Source organism: Streptomyces sp. NPDC060000 (genome assembly GCF_042737375.1).
Lineage (GTDB): Bacteria > Actinomycetota > Actinomycetes > Streptomycetales > Streptomycetaceae > Streptomyces.
In genome coordinates this window covers 94549-113769 of the sequence record NZ_JBHWUU010000012.1, presented here as the reverse complement: position 1 = coordinate 113769, position 19221 = coordinate 94549, and the positions used below count along the sequence as shown (strand labels likewise).

Sequence of the window (19221 nt, the reverse complement as noted above, 5' to 3'; positions counted from 1 at the left end):
GCCCATCGCGACGTGCGGCGGGACGTCCAGGTGCTCGGGGTCCCCCGGGCGGCGCCCGGTGCGGCGGATCAGGCCGGGCGCGTACCGCACGGTCCGCCCGAGCGGCCCCTCGTGGACGGCCGCCGCGGGCTCCGGCACCTCCGTGACGCCGTCGGCCGCGTCGCCGGACCCGGTGCCCGAGCCGGACCTGACGGCTCCGCCTCGTCCGGCCGACGCGGCGAGTTCGGCCGGGTCGGTGACCTCGGTGACCTCCGGCCCGTCGAGGGACACCGGCTCCGCGGAGCGCGTCCCGCCCTCCTCCGGTTTCTCGATCCCCACGTCCGGCAGGCCGGCGGCGGACCGGACACCGTCCGTGGCGCGCGCCGAGGGGGCGGTCTCGGTGACGGACGGGCCTCGCAGCGCCTCCTCGTCGACCGGGAAGCCGTACCGGAAGGCCTCCGGCTCCGGCATCCGGACCAGGGCCTGGCCGGGAACGATCGGCGTCATGACCGGCCCGACGCCGCGCACCGCCACCAGCGCGCTGTGGTTGAACTCCAGCCGGTACCCGGCGGTATGGGCCGTGTAGCGCGGCACCACGACCCACAGCCCGGTACGGCCGGCGCTGACGCCGTCGGAGGTGGACCAGGTCATGGACAGTGAGGCGCTGACGCCCAGTCCCAGCGCGGAGTCCTTGAACGGCACCGGCAGCAGGTCGAGTTCGGCCGACAGCGCGGCGAGCGTCGTGGAGTGGCTGACCGTGTGCGCACCGCCGGTTCCGTCGATGGCGGTCCTGACGTTCTCGATCGGGGCCTTGTCGCTGGTGGCGCCGATCCGGGTGCCGCGCGAGGACCGCACCGTGTGCACCTCGATCGTCGCGACCGGACTGCCGTACCGGTCGTGCAGGGCGAACGCGTAGCCACGCTTGTCGCCGATGGCCTCGTCCAGGTGGGAGTCGAGGTTCCACAGCTTCTGCAGCAGTTCGTCATGGGTCGGGCCGCCGACGGGGAGTTTCAGTCCCTGTCGGTGCGCGGCGGCGACGATCCCGTCGAACAGCGCGGGCAGGCCGGTGAGGCCGGACGCGTAGTGCACCGCGGGCAGCCGGGTCTCCAGTCCGCCGGTACCGACCGCGGTGATCTGCCGCGGCGCCTGTTGCAGGTAGTGCTCTGGCACGTAGAGCAGCAGCCGCCGGTCGCCCTCGGTCTCCACCGTGACGGGTTGGATGCCGTGCCAGCCGTGCCGCGCGTCGGTACGGATCCGCACCGACCAGTGGGGCCGGTAGGCGACCATCGTGGAGTCGGCCTTGGCGGCCTCGACGTGGCCGCCCTCGGCGTCACCGACCCAGCTGGTGGACCGGCCGGACGCGTTGGCCACCCCGGAGATCCCCATGCCGACCCGGGCGACCTGGAGCACGCCGGGGCTCACGCCGATGCCGTACGACATCGAGATCGCGCCGCGGGTGGCGCCGGTCGGGCCGGCGTGGGTCCGCACGAACGCGCCGGTCAGATAGGAGGCGTTGATCGCCTCGTTGGCGTGGAACCGCTCGGGGGCGCCGTCCTGTTCGGGAACCAGGCCCAGTGGCCCGGCCGACGAGGACGCGCCCGACCCGGAGCCGGACCGGGGCTCCGCGCCGGACTCCGCGCCGCCGGCCCCGGACTCCGCGCCGGTCCCGGGTTCCTCCTGGATGGTCTCCAGCGACGAGGGGCGGTCGTACGCCGCAGCCGGGAACCGCACCGACCTCGGGTCCTGCGGGTCGAGCGTGATCAGTGCCTCGACGCCGCCCAGCGGCACGAGCAGCCCGCCGCCCGCGAACTCGCCCTCGCCCGGCACCAGATAGCGGTAATTGCTCAGCAGACGCTGCGGCAGCCGGTCCCATACGGCTTCGGGCACGCTCTGCCCGACCTGCTCGGCCATCGCCCGCAGCGTCCGGATCACCTCGGGCAGGTACGGCAGTCCGGCCCGGGGGATGCCGATCGTGCGCGCCGCCGGATGAACCTCGATCGGCTCACCCAGCGGCGATCCCGGCCCGGCCGCCGCGCGTCGAGGCCGAGTGGTGAGTCCCTGTTCCGTGACCGCCGTCCGGACGTCCGGCCGCTCGTCGCCCACGGGTTCCGTGGCCGGGCGGACGTCCAGCGGGTGATCGTAGAGGACAGGGCCGGAATCCGTGACGTCCTCGATGATCCGCAGGTGCCGCGACTCGACGGCCATTCCGTCCGTGGACATCAGGCCACCAGGGCGAACGCCGCTCTGGCCGGGGCGCGACCGGAGGACGAACTCGCCGTCCACGTACTCGTCCGGCAGCCCAAGGTAGTGCAGCATCTCGTGCAACAGGGACAGATCGTCGTGCTCGAGGTCCCAGGCCCTCTGGAACGGCCGCGGGGGCTCGATCTCGTGGCTGTCACCGATCGCGATGTTCTCCGGGTGGCCGGAGCCGTCCACGAACTCCACGCCGACGTGCAGTTGGTCGCCGGAGCGCGGCAACCGGTGGCCGATGTTGACGTACGTGTCGAGCAGCCCCCGCAGCCGGTTCTGGAACCTTGCGAGATCCGTCGGCGACACGCCGGCGGAAGGTGACACCGGCAGCTTGAGTGTGTAGTCCCGGACCCACAGCCCGCCCTCCGCCTGCACGCGGCGCACGTCGGCCCGGATGTACGTCATCTCCGCTTGCGGGACCAGACCACCCATCAGCCTGTTCATCAGCGGGTCGAACCGCTCGGTGTGCAGCTGTGCCACCGGTGCCTCGGCCCGACGGCCGAACCAGCTCTCGCGGGGGATCACAGACGTCGTCGCGGGCCGCAGGTGCACGCGCTCCAGCCGGTTGGGGGGCATGCCTGCACCAAGGCTGCCGGTCTGCTCGGGTGCGCCGGTGCGGTCCGGGTCGGCACTCACGGAGTCCGGTGGCCGCCGCTCCACGCCCTCCGGCACGAACTCCACCACGTCGGCCGGGCCGGGTGTCCACGGGGTGGTGCGCCACTCCCGGAACACCGGCTCGCCGTCCGGGTGCTCGGCGTCGAAGAGCCGGAAGCCGGCGCCCTGTTCCCCGGTGGCGTCGGGCGGGGCGGCCTCGCCCAGCGTGCCGGCGGCGGGGTCCAGGACCATGCCGTGCGCGCTCGCGACGACCGGTGTCTCCAGGGCCTCGGCCAGCGCCGGTGCCAGCCGGTCGGCCCCCGGCATGGCCAGCAGCGGAGCCCGCCCCGGCGCGGCCGCGGCCAGCAGGCCGGCGAGCCCGGCCACCGTGACCCGACGTCCGCCGGCCGTCAGACCACCGGCCGTCAGACCACCGGCGTCCGGCTCGCCGAAGACCAGGACGATGTTTTCCGGCACCAGGTCCGGCAGCCGCTCCAGTGCCGCCCGGTCCAGCCCCGGGGCCGCGTCCACGCCGGGCAGCCACACCGCGAGCGGCCGGTCCCCGTACCGGGCGGTCCGCGACCGCTCCAGGAGTTCCTCGACGGGCAGGTACTCCTTGGCGGCCCCCTGCTCGCCGATGACCGCCGTGTACCCGGCGACCGGCTGGTCGGCCGGGGCCGAGGACGTGAACGGGTTCGGTCGGAGGTGCACGCCCGTGTCCGCCGGGACCGCCGGCCGCTCCCCCGGGGCCGATGGGACCTGCGCGGTCACCGGGTGGGGCGGCGGGCCGGCCTGACGGGGGCGGGCAGCCAGGTACTGGCCGCCACGCTGGTAGAGCGTCACCTCGTACGACGGCTCGTCGGCGTGGGAGAAACGCCGGTACGAACCGTCCTCCGCGACGACGGTGAGGTCGATGGCGAGCGTCCGGGCGGTGAGGGAGGCGGCCAGATCGGCCGTTCCGGCGTCCCATCGGCGGGCGGTTCGCAGGTTGAGCCGGACGAGGCTCTGACGCTGCTCGGAGGTGAGCGCGTCACGGACCGGGACGGGCAGCCTGCCGCCGCCCGCGGTGACAGCGTCATACGTCTCGCCGCTGCCCCGGATGCCGGAACCGAGACTGGTACGCAGTTCCGAGACGTGGAACACCGCCCGCGGATCGAGCGTGGCGTCCGCAGGCAGCAGCGGGCTCCCGGCGACCCGCTCGGCCAGCTGCTCCGGACTTCCCGGGACAACCGGACCGGAGGACGCACCGGCCGCACTCCCCCGGGCGGCCAGGACGGCGGCGTAGAAGCCGTTGCCGTCACCGTCGGGCCGGTGCAGGTCGTACAGGTACGTCGTCCCGTCCGGGTCGGTGGCGCTCAGGGTGCGGTGGTCCGCCGCCGCGTCGAAGCGGCGCAGGCCCCTCTGGTCAGCGGCGGCCTGCCACGGCGGTACGGCGTGTGCGGGGCGTTCGTCGGAGTCGGACGCGACGTCGTCCGACGGCCCGGGCCCGGTCTTCTCGGCCCCCGGGACGTCCTTGCCCGTCCCCTTGCCCTTGCCGTTCGCCTCCTTGGCCGGGGTCGCTCCGGCGACACCTAGCCGCGGCGGCGGGGTGAAGGTCACCTCGTCCGGCTCCGGTGTGGTGCCGAGCCGCGAGCGGCCCCGCTCGGTGACGGCCAGCTGGTGCCAGCGGGTGAGCCGGTCGGTGGCCTCGCGGACCCGGGCGTACTCGTCGGCCAGGGCCTCCGCCCTGGTGCGCAGCGCCCCCAGCTCGGTGCCGAGCCCGTCCAGCCGGGCCTGGGCGGCGTCCCGGGCGGCCCGGGCGGCGGCCACCACGTCCGCGGCCGCCCGGAGTGCTCCGGTCAGCCGGCCCACCGCGGCCTCGCGCTCCTGGCGGCGCTGGTCCGCCCCGCCCTCGTGCGCGGTCCCGGCGTCCGCCGCTGCCTCCTGGCCGAGGAGGTCGACGTCGGCCCGGGCCGCCGCCACGTCCGGCAGGGTGGACGGGTCACGAGCCGTCAGGTCGGACAGCGCCTGCTCGGCCGCCGCCAGGTCGGCCTGCCGCCTGGCCTCGCCGTCACGGCGCAGATCCCAGTACGCCTTGTCGGCGGCGACCCACTCCTTGTCCGCCTTGGTGACCGCGTCCCAGGCCTTGGCCACCTTCGGCGGGAAGCCGGCGTCGCCGATCAGCTCCAGCTGCCGAGCGACGTCCTCGCGTACCCAGGCCAGGACGGTGGTGTCGGTCTCCAGCGCCTGCGGCCCCCGGCTGGGGTTGCCGAAGACACTGCGGGCCGCCCGGCCCACCTTGCTGTCCCTGGCATGGTGGTGGACGGTCGCGACGCTGAGCCAGGTGGTGGGAATGGCGAACAGGAAGGACCGGGTGACGTGCGGCTTGACGTTGACCGAGGCGAGGCGGTCGCCGGAGGCCGTCAGGGCGTCGGAGTCGGCGGAGTGGTCGCCGGTACCGCTGCCCAGCTGGTTGGTGCCGGTTTGCTGGGAGGACAGCACCGGGCCGCCGCCGAGCGTCGCCTCGTGCGCGCCGCCGCGGGACACCGACATGCCGCCGCCCCGGAGGTCCCGCTTGGGTGCCTCGTGCTTCATACCGTCCGCGACGGCCAGCAGTTGGGCCCGGTCGAAGCGGGGCTTGGAGTACAGCGTGAGATCGCCGTCCGCGCCGCCGAGGAAGCCGGTGTCGGTCAGGCCCGGTATCCGGTAGCCGCCGGCGGTCAGGGTGCGGTCGTAGAAGGCGGTGAGCGCGCTGTTGCTCGTGCCGTCCTCCAGGTTCTGCGCGGCGGCGGTGCCGGGGCGGGTCAGGGCGGTGTCCATGGCCCGCGCGAGCCGGTCGTCGTCGAGGCGGCCGGTCCGCGGGAAGGACGCGTCGTACGCGGCCGCGACGGCGAGACTGCCCGCGGCCCGGATGTTGCCCAGGCCGACGATCCGGCGGATCTTGAAGCCGTCCTCGGGCAGCTCGAACGGCTTTTTGGTGCCGTCCGGGTGCGGCACGTCACGCCATCCGTCCGGCCCCATGGAACGCGGCACCGGGACCGGGCGAGGTTCCCCGGGCACGTCCAGCTCGGGCGGGGCCAGCGGGTCACCCTGGGGTCCCGGGTCCTGCTGGTCCACCGGATCCGGGCGCATGAGACTCAGGGGGAAGTGTTCGATCAGCTCGCCGACGTCGCCCTCGGCGACGATCGTGTCCCGCGCGCCGTCGCCGAAGTGCACGGTGATGCGGAGCCGGTGCCCGGTGGCGTGCACGCCGTGCGCCTGGGTGGTGGTGACGGTGGCGATCCTGACGCTGCCGTCCAGGCGGTCCTGGTTGGTCGTCTGCTGGGTGGTGCCGACCTCCGTGTAGGCGGGACCGGCGGAGCGTACGGCGGGGTCGCCGGTGTGCACGCCTTCGCTGACGACGGTCCCGACGCTGACGCCGGACACCCGGCTGCGGGCCTCCCGGACCGTTTCGTTGGCATGCCGGTGCTCCTCCAGTTCCACGCTGTGTCCGAGCCCGCCGAACCCCGTACCGGCGCTGCCGTGCGGCTCCCTGACCGGGATCAGCTCGGCCCGCACCCGGACCCACCGGCTGCCGATCCACAGCTGGACGCTCTCCGAACCCCAGCGGCCGATCCGCGCGGGCAGCGAGGAACCGGCCCCCACCATCTCCTTGCCGAGGGCCCGTACCACCCGGCCCGAGACCAGCCGGTGGATCGCGTCCCGGTCGGCGTCGGCCAGGCCGAGGGCGCTCAGCTTCCGGTCGAACTCACCGAGTACCGGCGCGGTGTTGAGCGAGTTGACGGGGAAGCTGCCGAAGGGGTTGTCGAGCAGCCAGGGCTGCGGCGACCACGACCGCCGGGTGTACAGCGGCACATCGCCCCACCGGTCGGTGAGCAGGCCCAGCTGGTAGGCGGTCTTCTCCGGTACGTGCCCGACCCAGCCGCCCTCGACCAGAACCCGCCGCCCGGCAGCCCCTGCCAGTCGACGCGGCACCCACAGGCGGCCCGTCGCGTTCCAGCCGACGGCGGTGGAAGCGGCGGCGATCTCGTGGTCGACGTCGCCGCTCACCAGGACGTGGCGGCCCATGTCCTTACGGTTGATCTCGGCAAGGGCCGCCCGGGAGACGGTGACCGTCTCCGAGCGGTCGGTCCGGTACGGGCTGACGACCAGGCCGTAGTTGCCGCTGACCCCGGGCCCCTGCTCGTGTGACTGCAGGTAGACCAGTTGGCCGCCGAAGAACAGGGTGCTGGTCCTGGTGTTCTGTCCGGACACCTGGGTGAGGCCACCGATCGTCGTCTCGGTGTCGACCGGCACCGCCCCGGTCAGCGCGGCGAGCGTCCCGGGCCGCACGCTGGTCCGGTGGGCGAGCATCGCCGACCGGTTCGAATACGGTCCCTTGGCCCACAGCCCGGACGCCCGCCAGCCGGTCGGCGTGGAACTCTGGTCGAAGTTCGCCGTCAACTGCGGTCCCTGGAAGACACGTAGGGCCGAGTCGTGCGCCGGGGCGCCCTGCTGGGTCAGATGCCAGGAGCTGCCGGACGCCTCGTCCAGCACCTGCTCGGCGGCGAGCGCGATGCCGGGGTGGGAGACGACGGCGAGTGTCAGCAAGGGGTGCTTCTGGGTCTCGTCCGGATCCTGGCGGGCAGCCCGGTCGAAGACGGCACGTGTGGCCAGTGCCAGATCCCGGGCCTCGCCGGGGGTGGTGGCTACCGGGATGCCGTGCAGTCGGTGGGGGGTGCGGACGGACGCGGTGGCGGGGCTGTGCTCGGCGGGGATGCTGAGCAACACCCGGCCCACCACCGGGCCGCCTCCCGCCGCGGCGCCGGTTCCGGTGACGGCGTGGCCGATCAGTTCGCTCTCGCGCTCCGAGAACACGAACAGTTGGGTGCCCATCAGGTTCAGGGAGAGGACACCGCGCAGCAGGCTGCGGGGCCGCAGATACCCGTCCTGCCGCACGGTCAGGCTGAGCCCGTAGCTGTAGACGTGCGACCCCTTGGTGCCGATCGACATCGCCTCGTGGGTGGCGGCCGGGCCGAAGCCGCTCTCGGACTCCACCCGCCGTCCGTACCGGCCGCCCGCCGATGCGGTGCCCGCACGCATCGGCGCGCCAATGTTGTCCGTGGCCCCGTCCCGCAGTGAGAGCAGGCCCTCGACGCCGCCGTGCAGGCCACGGGTCTCGCGCTCCTGGCCGGCGAGGTTCTCGCTGCCCGGCGCGCTGAACCGCAACCGCAGATCCTGCTGGGTCCCTTCGTACCGCCGCCCGGTCAACTCCGCGTCCACCCACACGTGACGCCAGCCGCGGGTGATGCGGCGAGAGTCCACCAGGCCGATCCGCAGGCCGGTGGTCAGCATCGCCTCCAGCCCCGCCACGCTGTGGTACGACAGCGTGCTCAGTACCTCCAGGGTGTTGGCGAGCACCACCTGGAAATGGCCGGCGTCCCGCCACCGCGGGTCGTCCGGGTTGAGCTCGTCGAGCGGGGCCACCAGGTCCGGATGCGCCTGGCGCACCGCGTCCAGTACCCGGTCCCCGAGGTGCTCCAGCAGCGTGCGGTCCCTGCCGTCGATGCTCCTGACGTAGTCGCCGTCCGCGAAGGTGAACTCCTCGACCCGGCTCATACCGAGAGTCGGCGGGTGATCCTCGGTCAGATACGGCGGGGCGGTGGGCTCGGGACCGCGCGGAGCGGCCACGTCCAGCCCGGCCAGGCGACGCGCCTCGGTACGCGTCATCCGCCCCACGCTCCACGTCCGGAACGTCTTGCTGCGTGACGAAGGGCTCAGGGGCGCTTTCCCGCTGGGGGGCGAGGTGACGGTGATGGTGTGGTCGAAGAGGTAGAGACCGGTGAGGTCGCCCTTGGCCTGGGCCCCGGACTTGAAGGCGCCGGAGCCGCCGGTCGTGACCGAGCGGCTGCGCGTGGAACCGTAGCGGAAGTTGAGCCCCAGCAGCAGCCGTAGGTCGAACGCCCCGTCCTCCAGCCCGAAGAGCTGGAACGAGGGACCGATCGCGGCACCGATCTCGTAGCCCGAACCCACTCCGGACACCCGCTCGTTCCGGACGGTCGACTGCGTGATGTCGCGGAGTTCGGCCGCCTTCGTCCCGTCGATGAGCACGGCTTCGCCGGACTCCACCCGTACGGAGAACACGCCGAGCGGCTTCGTCCCCGCGTCGTCGCCGTAGAGCGGCGGGGTGGTGACCCGGCCCGCCGTCAGCAGCCGGGCCATGCGGTGGAAGCCGTCGGTGGAGAAGAAGTCGGCCAGCTGAGTGCCGGCCACACTGTCCGGCGTGACGCCGAGCTGCTGGAGCGCCCAGTCCCGGATGTGCGCGACCGGACCGAATCCCTCGGTGTTCACGAACCGGTGGTGCGACCCCGGGCCGAGCCGGAGCCGCTCCGGCAGACCGTCGCGGGTGCCGGGCCGCTGCTCGCGGGTGACGCTGTCCGGGAGCCGTACGTACAGCCCGTCCCGTACGGCGAAGCCGAAGGCAACGGGCTGCCGTGAGACGTCCCCCTCGGGGATGGCCCGGCCCGACCGGTCGACGGGGCGGCTCGCCTGGTCGGTGACCGTGAACTCGTACCAGACGTCGTCGAGATGGGCGTGCGAGCCGTCCGTGGTGCGGGTCTCGGTCTGGCTCGTCATCTGGTTCGGCGCCACGTAGCGGACCCGCTTGTTCCACGAGGGTCGCGCGAAGACCCTGCCCCACGGGGAGAACGCGGCCTTGGCCGGGCCCAGCGGCACGGTGAGACCCAGCGCGAGGCTGGTGCTGTTGACGGCGGTCCGGCCGGTGAGCACGGTGGTCCGCTGCATGCTGTCGATCTTCACCGGGTTGGCGTACCCGAAGGCGTACCGCGTCCACTGCCCGTACGGGCGGGCGGTGACCTTCAGCACCCGGGGCTTGCCGTCCCCGGTGGTGTAGAAGAACTCCTGCCCGTCGCCGAAGAAGCTCTGCGGGGCCTGTACGAGCCGGCTCCCGACATCGGCCAGCAGACGGGGTTCCCGCGAGGGGCCGCGCCGGTCCACTGCGGGCCGGACCGCGGCGTGCTGCCCGAGACGGTTGCCGATCTCGGCCACCACCTGGTCGACGCCGCGCAGGGTCCGGTCACTCTGCCCGAACGTGTAGGAGCGACGCAGCACGTCCTCGGGCAGATTCGTCAACAGCGAGCCGACACCGCCCATGTAGACGGGCAGCCCCGACTTGTCGGTGAACCGTACGGGCCCGCTGGTCACCGCCGCGGGCGGCAGGTCGCGGTCGAGCCGGGCCGGCCGCCGCTGGTCCAGGTCGTGCGCGACCCAGGCCGGACGGCCCTCGGGCACGGCCTCCAGAGCGGTGCCTCCGGGGCGGTGGGGCGGGGCCTGGGCCGGGACCGGCTTCGGAGTTTCGGCGGGAGGCCGGGAGAGGGGCCGGGTCCGCGGCTGCTGGGCGCCGCCCAGAGCCTCCTCCTCGGCCCGGGACTCCTGCTGCTCCTGCTCGGGGCCGGTCGCCCGGCCCTTGCCCTTCTCCACGGCGGCCCGCTGCCGCGCGCCCTCCAACCGGCGCACTGCGTCGGTCCCCGGACTCGCCGCGAGCTGGTTCTCCCGCTCGGGCTGGGCCGGGGACTCGAGCTGGGCCTGGGCCTGGGCCTGGGCCTGGGCCTGGGCCTGGGCCTGGGTCTCGGTCTCGGTCTCGGTCTCGGTCTCGGTCTCGGGCAGAACGTTGTAGTGACGCTCCGGGTCCGAGTTCCAGTAGCTCTCGTGGGAACTGTCCTCGCCGGCGTCTCCCCGGGGAGCGAAGTCCGGGTCGCCCAGGTCCTCCTCTTCGTCGAAGGCCGCCTCCCCGACGGGGACCCTGGGCATGTGCATGGTGAGCGTCGCGCGCCGCAGCAGGTCGGCCGGATCCTGCCCGGTGGCCAGGTCGGCCGCCGGCAGGTCCCGGCCACGGGAGAGCGCGAGCACCACGACGGCGTCCGCGCGGATCTGCTCCTCCTGCCCCCGCTGGCGGTCCGCGAGATGACGGGCCAGGGAGTCCCGGAACAACTCGACGACGTTCTCGGCCCGCTGCCGGCCGGTGTCGAGACCCTGGACGTCCGGACCGTGGCCCCCCGCGTAGCCGGTGACGGTGACCACCGGCTTCAGCAGCGGGGTCCCGAGGCCCGACAGCACCGCCTGCGCGGTCCTGTCGGCCACGCCGTCGACGATCGGGACCTGGTCGGCCGGCACGTCGCTGGAGTCGCCGGTGAACCGCACACTGGTGACCGAGTTCGGCCGTGGCCGGAACGTGCGGAACTCACCAGGCCGGTCGTCGGCAGCGTCCACCGAGACGCGCGCGATCGCCTCCCCGGAAGGGCGCAGGACCGCCGCCGAACCGGTCGGCGCGTAGACCGTGACGCCGAGGTGGTCCGCCAACTGCTGGGCGAGGCCGTCGTCGAAGACACCGGCCTCGCAGGCGATCATCACCACGCCGGCGCTGGGGTTGTGGGATCTCAGCTCCCGCAGGCTCGGGCGGCGCCGGAGCATGGCGGCAGCCTCAGCGCCGTACATGAGCTGCCGGCTGCCCCCCGTGTCCTCGGTCACGAGCTGGCCGCCATGGCTGTGCACAGACAGGAAGTAGTGCTGGTCTCCCGCCCAGGGCGTCGGCCGCTCAGCCCTCGTCCACGGGTCCAGCTGCAGATACCGGGAGTCGGTCGACGGATCGTAGGCGGCCCAGTGGCCGGCGCGGTGCTCCCAGTCGGGCTCGTTGTGGTAGGCACGACCGACGACCGAGCCGGAGTCGGAGACGATCCGGTACGAGCGGCGGTCGTCCGCCGGTTCACGGAAGCGGTCCGTCGGACTTCCGCCGAGCAGCCGAGGCCGCGCCCGCAGCTCCTCCTCGGTGGGCGGAGCATGGGTGGCCTTTTGTTCCAGGCCCTCCGTCGCCTCCTCGGCCGCCACCGCCCGCTGCCGCGCGGCCACCACCCGGCGCACGACATCGGACCGGGGGCCCGCGGCGCGGTGCTGCTGCTGCGCGGCCAGCGACTGTTCGGCGCGGTGCAGCTCCCGCCGCGCGTCGGTGAGCTCCTGCCAGGCCTGAGGCTCGTCCTCGGGCCGGGGCTCCTGCTCCTGCTCCTGCTCGGAGCCGGTCGCCCGGCCCTTGCCTTTCTCCACGGCGGCCCGCTGACTCGCGGCGGAGGAGACCGAGCCGACCGAGGAGCCGGAGGATGCGAGGTCCTCGTCACCGACCGGTGCCTGACCGAGCACCGCGTCCAGTTGCTCCGCGGGTACGTAGAAGACGGCCGCCTGGCCGGTGACGGTCACCTCGACGGCCCGCGGCGTACCCCCCGAGGCCCGTTGCGTGCCGCCGTCCGGCCAGTAGGCGATGCGCCAGGCGATCGAGCCGGCCTCGACCCGGGAGAAGCGCCGGTTGCCCTGCTGGACCGCGTCGTCGCCGGTCTGCCCGACCGGACCGCCCTGCCGTACGACGTCCAGGCCCCTGGGGGCGGTGGCCCCGCTCAGCGAGCCACCGATCCGGAGGTCCGGACCGACGGGGCGGGTGATCAGAACGGAGCGCTGGAAGTCCTTGACGATCGTGTCGGGCAGTGTGCTGGTGCCATCGGGGTACGGCGCGGACTCCCGCAGACCGCGGATGTCCGCGCGGATCTCCAGTCGGCCGACGAGGTCGCGGCCCGTGCCCGGCAGCGTCACCGGTTCGCTGATGGTGCCCTGGGCCGCCAGGTGCAGGAACCACCGGCTCATGTAGGGCGGGCTGAAGATGGCCGCGATCTTGGAGCGCAGCACGAACAGGCCGCCCTGCCAGGAGTTCGACGCGATCGAGGCGCCGGTGCTCCACTTCCCCTCGGTGAACAGGGACTCGGTCGCCCCCCGCAGCCCCCTCAGGTCACCGACGGTGCCCAGGTACGCCTCGCGCAGCATGGCCGGGGTCAGTTGCGGTCCCTGCCGTGCGAACTCCGGCGGCGCGGGGTCGACGTGGGTCGGCGGACGGGGCACCGGCGCCGCGTCGGGCTGGGCAAGCTCCTGCGCGTGGCCGAGGCGGAGCGCGCCGGGGAACAGCCGCGAGGGGAGCAGGTGCTCGTCGTGCCGCCCGACCATGGGCAGCAGCATGCCGACCCCCGGCGCGGACGCGGTCAGCCCCCGGTGCACGTCCAGCGTGGCAGTGATCTCTACATCGAAGACCGTGGTGAAGGGGCGGGTGACTTGCGCGATGCCGGCGCTCTGCTGGAAACCGGTCCTCGCCTGCCGGGTACGCGAGGAGGCGCGGGAGAAGGCCGGCCCGAAGTCGACCTCACTGGAGTGTCCGCCGTCGGACCCGGACAGATCGTGGGCCTCGGCGAAGGCGGCGTTCTGAGCGTGGCTGCGCTCGCTCGACTCGACGCGGGACTGCCCGTAGGTGCGCCGGCTCTTGACTTCGAGCATGTGCTCGCCGGCCTCCCGGCCACCCGGCCGGGGGTTGAGGAGCCTGGCGGTGAGGGTGACGACGGCCATGTCGGTGCTCAGCTCGTTGCGGTTGGGCACCAGGATCGGAAGGCCGGCCAGCATGGTCTCCAGCAGCGCGCTGGTGCCCTGGTTGGCGGCCACCTTCCACAGTTCCGCCTCCACCGCGTCGGCGTGCTCCCGGGGGAGCGCCTCTCGGACGGCGGGCAGCAGGTCCCTTACGTACGGGCGCAGGTCGGGGACGGTGAGCAGCACCGAGTAGTCGAAGCCATCACCGCGCAGCACGTTGGCCGGGGCCAGCGCTTGGTCGACCCGGGCCCGGTCCGCCTGGTCGGCGGCGGGCGCCATGGCCGTCCCGGTCGGGGACGCGACGAGGCCACGTTGCCGGGCGGACTCCAGCGGCATCAGCGCCAGTCCCGGTGCCGGCACCGAGGCGCCGGTGATCTCCCGCTCCGCGAACCGCCGGGAGCTGAGGCCACCGAGCAAGCCCGTCCGCGACTCCGCCCACCGGCGCACCGTGACGACGAACTCGGTCGGGGCCTCGGCCCACACTCCGCCCATCGTGACGTGCACCCGGTGGCTCTCCCCCTCGGCCACCCGTTCCCCGGTGACCGGGGCACTGCGCCCATAGGCGTAGTTCCGCCCGGCCTGCTGGGTGCTGTCCGTCGCCGCCGACCCGTCGCCGGGGGTCTCCGCGTCGTCGGGCACCGGGCCGGTGCTGTGGCCCACTCCGGCGCCGACCGCTGCGCTCAGCGCCCCGCGATCGTCGGTCTCGCCGTGCCGGATCAGCGCGGTGCCCAGCGTGTGCTCGTACTGGTAGGAGTGGTCGCTCGCCCCGAGCGCGGTCAGCCTGGTGACCGTGGCCCGGACCGCCACTTCCACCACCTGCGGCATGCCGAAGGTGGTGTTCGCGATCCGCCGGGTCCACAGCGGATACGCGTCCGACGTGAAGTCCCGTATCCGGGGCCCCAGTCCGGCCACGGCCATGCGCAGAGATGTCTGGTCCTGCGGGTCCAGGGAGGGCACGCCGGCCTCTCGCAGGCGTGCCTCGATCTCGGGCAGCAGGTGGTCGGTGCGCACCATGTGCAGCGTGTTCCGCGGAAGGCGTTCGGCCTCTCCGGGGGTCCAGGACAGCTGCGGCGCGGGCTCGGCGGTCCTCGGCACCCGCCGCGGCGCGCCGCTCTCGTCGAGCGCGGACGCGAAGTCCAGGGTGTGCCGGAGGCCGCCGGCGCCGTCGTCCTCAAGCATCAGGTCTTCCGAGGTGAGCAGACGGATCGACATCCGCTCGGCCTCGGCCGGCGGAAGCTCCCGGTCCGCGCCGTTCAGCCGGGGCCCTGAGCCGGAACCGCCGACCGGCTCGACGCCGATGTGGAGGGTCACCTTGCCGCTGAACTCGCTGATCCACAGCGATCCGCCGCCGGTGGCGCCGCCCGCGAGGAAGCCGCCGGCCTCGTTGACGGACCGGCTCCGGCTCACCTGCGGGGTGAGCCGGCCGCCTATGCTCTGCGCGGGGAAATCCGTGTCCGGCACCATCTGGTCGAACGAGATCCCGATGCCCGCGGCGGCTGTCCCCCGCCGGTTCACGGTGGACAGCAGGTCGAAGGACGACCCGTGGTGCACGTCCAGCTGCCCTTGGCGCGACCGTTCGTACGCAAAGGCGTCCGGGTCGAGGCTCGCGCGGACGGTCACCCTGATCCGCTCCACGCCGGTCAGGCCCACCCGGGTCAGCACGACGGCGTGGCCGCCGTTCGCCATCACGTGCAGGTGCTGGGCGAGGCTTGCCGGGTTGAGCGCGTTGGCCAGCGCCAGCCGGTTGCTGACGTGCTGCGGCTGGGGCGTCCCGTCCCGCCACCGAAGAGCGTCGCCGACCGCCGGGGCGGTGCCGGGCCGCCACCCGTCGTGCTGTGCGAGGTAGTCGGGGAAGGTGGCCCGGACCAGGACCAGGGCCCGTTGCAGGACCCGCTCGGCGTCCCGCGGGTCCAGCTCGTCCACCCGGCTGGTGGGCGGCAGCCAGTCGCCGAACAACCGCGGGAGCCTCAGCCGGCGTCCGGCCGCGGTGCGCGCCAGGGCGTCCACGTCGGCTGCGGTCCGGCCCGAGGTGTCTGCCGGGAGTTCCTGTGGCCGGTGGCCCAGACGGTCCGCGTCGGCGGTGCGCATGCGCACCCGCGCGCTGAGCCAGGTCTCCGGGCCGGTACGGCCGCCGAGGCCGCGGGTCTCCACCTGGACGTCGAACTCCACGACGGTGGTGGGCTCGTCGGTGTACTTCAGCTTGCGCAGTTCCACACTGCCGGCCTGCTGGCCCGGCCGGGTGTACTGGACGGACCGCCGGTAGGTGAGCGAGGGCACCGGAAACGGCCAGCCGAGGGCGCCCGCGGCGAGCGCGAGAGCACCGGTGACCCCGGTGCTGCCGGCGTCCGACTGGGTGGACGGCGCGCCCACTTCGCCGATGTGAACATCCTCGGCGTCCACCCGGGACAGCTCCTCGAGGTCGTGGACGACCCGGGGGTTGTGGAACGACGCGTGCACCCGCACCGCGTCGGGTCGCCCGGCCGAGTCGAACACCCGCTCCGAGTAGTACCCGCCTGCGGCCGCCTGGTGCAGCCCGGCCATCAGGGTTCGCACCCCGGCGAAGGCGTCCAGTGTCTCGTAGGACGGCGACGCGGGGTCGGCCAGCGACGGGTCCACCGCGGCGAGGACCGCCGCCCGGTAGTCCTCGGCGCCGGTGACCGAGTCGAGCCAGGAGGTTCCCGGGAGGGTCACCGGCTCGCCGACGACAGCCGGCCGCGCCGCCGGGCCCGCCGGGTTCCACCCGGGTAGGCTGTCCGCCGCCGGGCCGTGGCTGTCACCGGCTGCCCCGAGCGCGGCTCGCAGCCCGGCGGTGCCGGCCCCGGTCTCGCCGGACAGGTCCGCCCACAGCCGCGAGGTCGCGTGTCGCAGTCCGGCCGGTCGCGGCAGGTGGCGTACGTCCCGCCGGTGGTAGCTGCCCGTCAGCGCCCGCTCCACGACCCGCCGCGCATGGAGCGCGGGCCTGCCCGGCGTCCGGACCTCCAGGTGCAGGCCCACGTCGAACCCGATGCGCACGGCCCTGGGCGCGGGCGAGGTCGCCTCGATGATGCGGGTGGTGCCGAGCGTCGAGGACGCCCTGGAGCCGGAGCTCTTGGCGAACCCGGCGAGCAGCGAGCTCACCGCGGCGCCGACGTGGGCCAGCGGCGGCACGTGGGCGAGCGCGTGGGCGTACGGCAGTGCGGCGACGCCGGAGAAGCCATGGTCGACCGACCGGTTGGCCGACGTCGTCTCCTGCCAGTCCAGGGCCCGGCGAGTGCGGCCTTGCCGAACGCCCCGCCGCACGGCGGGGTCGCCGTACGCGGCCGGGTCGGCGACCGGCTCACCGCGCGGATCGGTGAGCTGCGTCCAGTCGCCGAAACGGAGTCGCACGGTGACCGCGACCGGGCCGCCCGCCGGGCGGAGCACCACGGTGAGCCGGTCGGCGACCGCCTCCAGCAGCTCGCTGCCGAGGTCGGCGCCGGCGAGGTAGTCGTCCAGGCCGCGCCCGGTTTCCGCCCGCAGTTCCTCGGGAAGCAGCTCGAGCACACCGTCACGGATCGCGGCCGGCAGCCGGACGTCGGCGAACCCGAAGGTCTCCTCCCCCACGCCCTGCCGGTAGTCCTGGGCGACGGCGTACTTCGGAGGGGCGAACACCCGGTCCGCGTCCGCCCGGTCCGCGTCCGCCCGGTCCCGGGCCTCCTCCGGCGTCCGCGCCCCCGCGAGCACGTCGGCCAGGCTGTAGGGCGGGCGCGGGCGCGGCCCCAGCACCTCCCGGTCCAGCCGCGCCGAGTCGCTCCCGGCGTCCGACGGTTCGGGTGTCCCGGTGGCGAAGCCGACCCAGCCGTCCGGCAGTTGGGGGGCAACGTTGATATCCGGGTCGGTGCCGATGACCGTCGACCCACCGAACACCGGCGCGATGACCGGCGCGTCGACCTCCCCGGATGTCCCGACGACCTGCTGTTCGTGGGCGTCCCAGATCCCTGTCCGGTTTTCCGAACGGTCGTAGACCCGTACGACGGCCTGCGCGCCGACGCTGAACACCTCCTCCGGCGGAAGCGACGAGAAGCGCCACAGGGTTTCGCCGGGGTCGCTTTCCACGGCCGGTGCACGGTCGTCAGGATGGACCATGGCGTAGTCCACCGCCGGGGCCACGTCCGCGGGGAGGGGCACATCCGACACCGGTGGCGGGGGCAGGTGCGCGGGGCTCGTCCGCCGGTGCAGATGAGGGGCGAGGACATCGGCGATCTGCTGGAGATGGTCCGGTGTGAGCACGAGCCGGGGCGCGGAGACACCTCCCGTGACGGTACCCATCAGGCTCGACCGGCCCTCGGGCACGGTCTGACCGGCGCGGTCTCTTGGGGTGAGCATGACACGCGGGTCGGACCCGTCGTCACGGACGCCCAGGCCGTGGACGAACTCGTGCACGAAGGCGGCGGGATGCGCTCCGGTGAACCACACTCCCTGGTCCATCGCCGACCCGGCCTCCGGCAGCCCGCGCCGCACGGTGACGACACTGTGCGCGGACCGCGGATCGTCGACGAACTCCACCGAGACCTGAAGCCGGGGACCGGCCGCTACCGGGCCGGTGACCTGATCGGGCTGCGGCTCGGGAAGCCGGTATGCCGCAAGGTTGACGATCTGGTCCAGCGCCCCGGCCAGAGACCTGCGCAGACCGTCCAGTTCCTCGGGTGTCACCCCCTCGGGCACCAGATGGACCCGCCGCGTCAGCCGCAGGACGTCGGCATCCGTGAAGTCCGTGCGATACCAGGTCCAGTCGTACCCGACTTCTGTGCGTTCACCGGAGTGGGCAGGCCGGCGCACGGTCGGCCGGTCGCCGTCTGCGCCCAGCGTGAATACGAACGCCTCGGCTTCTCGCGCCTCCTGGCCCGAACGGCCTCCGAACGGCAGCCACCGCTCGGTACGCACCTCGCCACGCCCCAGGACGGAGCCGGGCCGGAACTGGCCGACCGGCAGTACGACGGCTTGCTCGGCCGTGACGTCAGCCGATGCGCGCGTCGCGGCGGCGGAGTCCGTCCAGCCGTCCGGCAGTCGCGGGGCGACGTCGGTGGCTCGCTTTTCGGGGTCCAGGCCCAGTACCCGCAGCTTCTGCCGAGCCGCCTGTACGGCCTGCTGGGCCTTCGACAGCGCGCGAGGCTGGTTCTTGTCACGCTTCAACCGTGCCGCGCTCTGGTCGCGCAGGGCCGTGTGATACGCCGACAGCACGTCGGCCAGCTGCGCCACGTCCCGGTCGACCGCCACCGGCGACACGTGCGCGCCCGCCGGCCCGGCCGGTCGCGCCGTAGTCGTCCCGCCCCTGTCCTTGTCCTTGTCCTTGTCCCTGCCCTTGGTCTTGGTCTTGGTCTTGGTCTTGCCCTTGGTGGCCTCGGATTCCCGGGCCGCGTCCACCGCCGCCCGCTCCGCCGCCGCCCGCACAAGGGCCGTCGAGGCGACCAGGGCCGGATGGTTACGTACCGCGTCGATCTCCAACGGACCCGACACATAACGCCCACCGTGCCCGTCCCACTGGTACCTGTTGCCGCTCCGCGCCGTACTCAGCGCGTACACCAGCGCGTCCACCCGGCCGTCGGCACCGAGCACGTACACGAACGACACCCCGCCGCTGCCACCGTCCACGTGCACGTGCAGCGCCTGGTGGGCCCTCGCCTCGCCCTCCCGGGGCGAGACCAGCCCCGACGCCACGTCCCGCAGCACCTTCAACCGCTCCGGCGACAGTCGGTCCGCACGCACATGGCTCGCATACACAAGCCGCCCACTGAGCACCCAGGTGTCGCGAAGATGCGGCCGGAACGCCGCCAGCCGCTCCGCGACCTCGGCGGCCTCCCGCTCCCGCCCCGCATCCCGCTCCGCACGCGCCCGCGTCCACACCACACGCGCCGCGGCAGCGACCCGGCCGTGGAAGCTCCCCTCCAGGACCACGCCCCTACGATCCAGATAGCCATGGAAATCGCCCTCAAAGCTCTCCAGGCCGGCCTC

General features: G+C 73.7%; 1 protein-coding gene (only partly in view). It reads right to left on the bottom strand.

All 19221 nt of this window come from inside a single coding sequence — locus ACFWBB_RS09505, glycosyltransferase, on the bottom strand. Of the gene's 46158 coding nucleotides, 18399 precede the window and 8538 follow it; the stretch shown corresponds to coding positions 18400-37620 (codon 6134, complete, through codon 12540, complete); reading right to left, the first codon wholly in view occupies positions 19219-19221. Both codon boundaries (start and stop) fall beyond the window edges.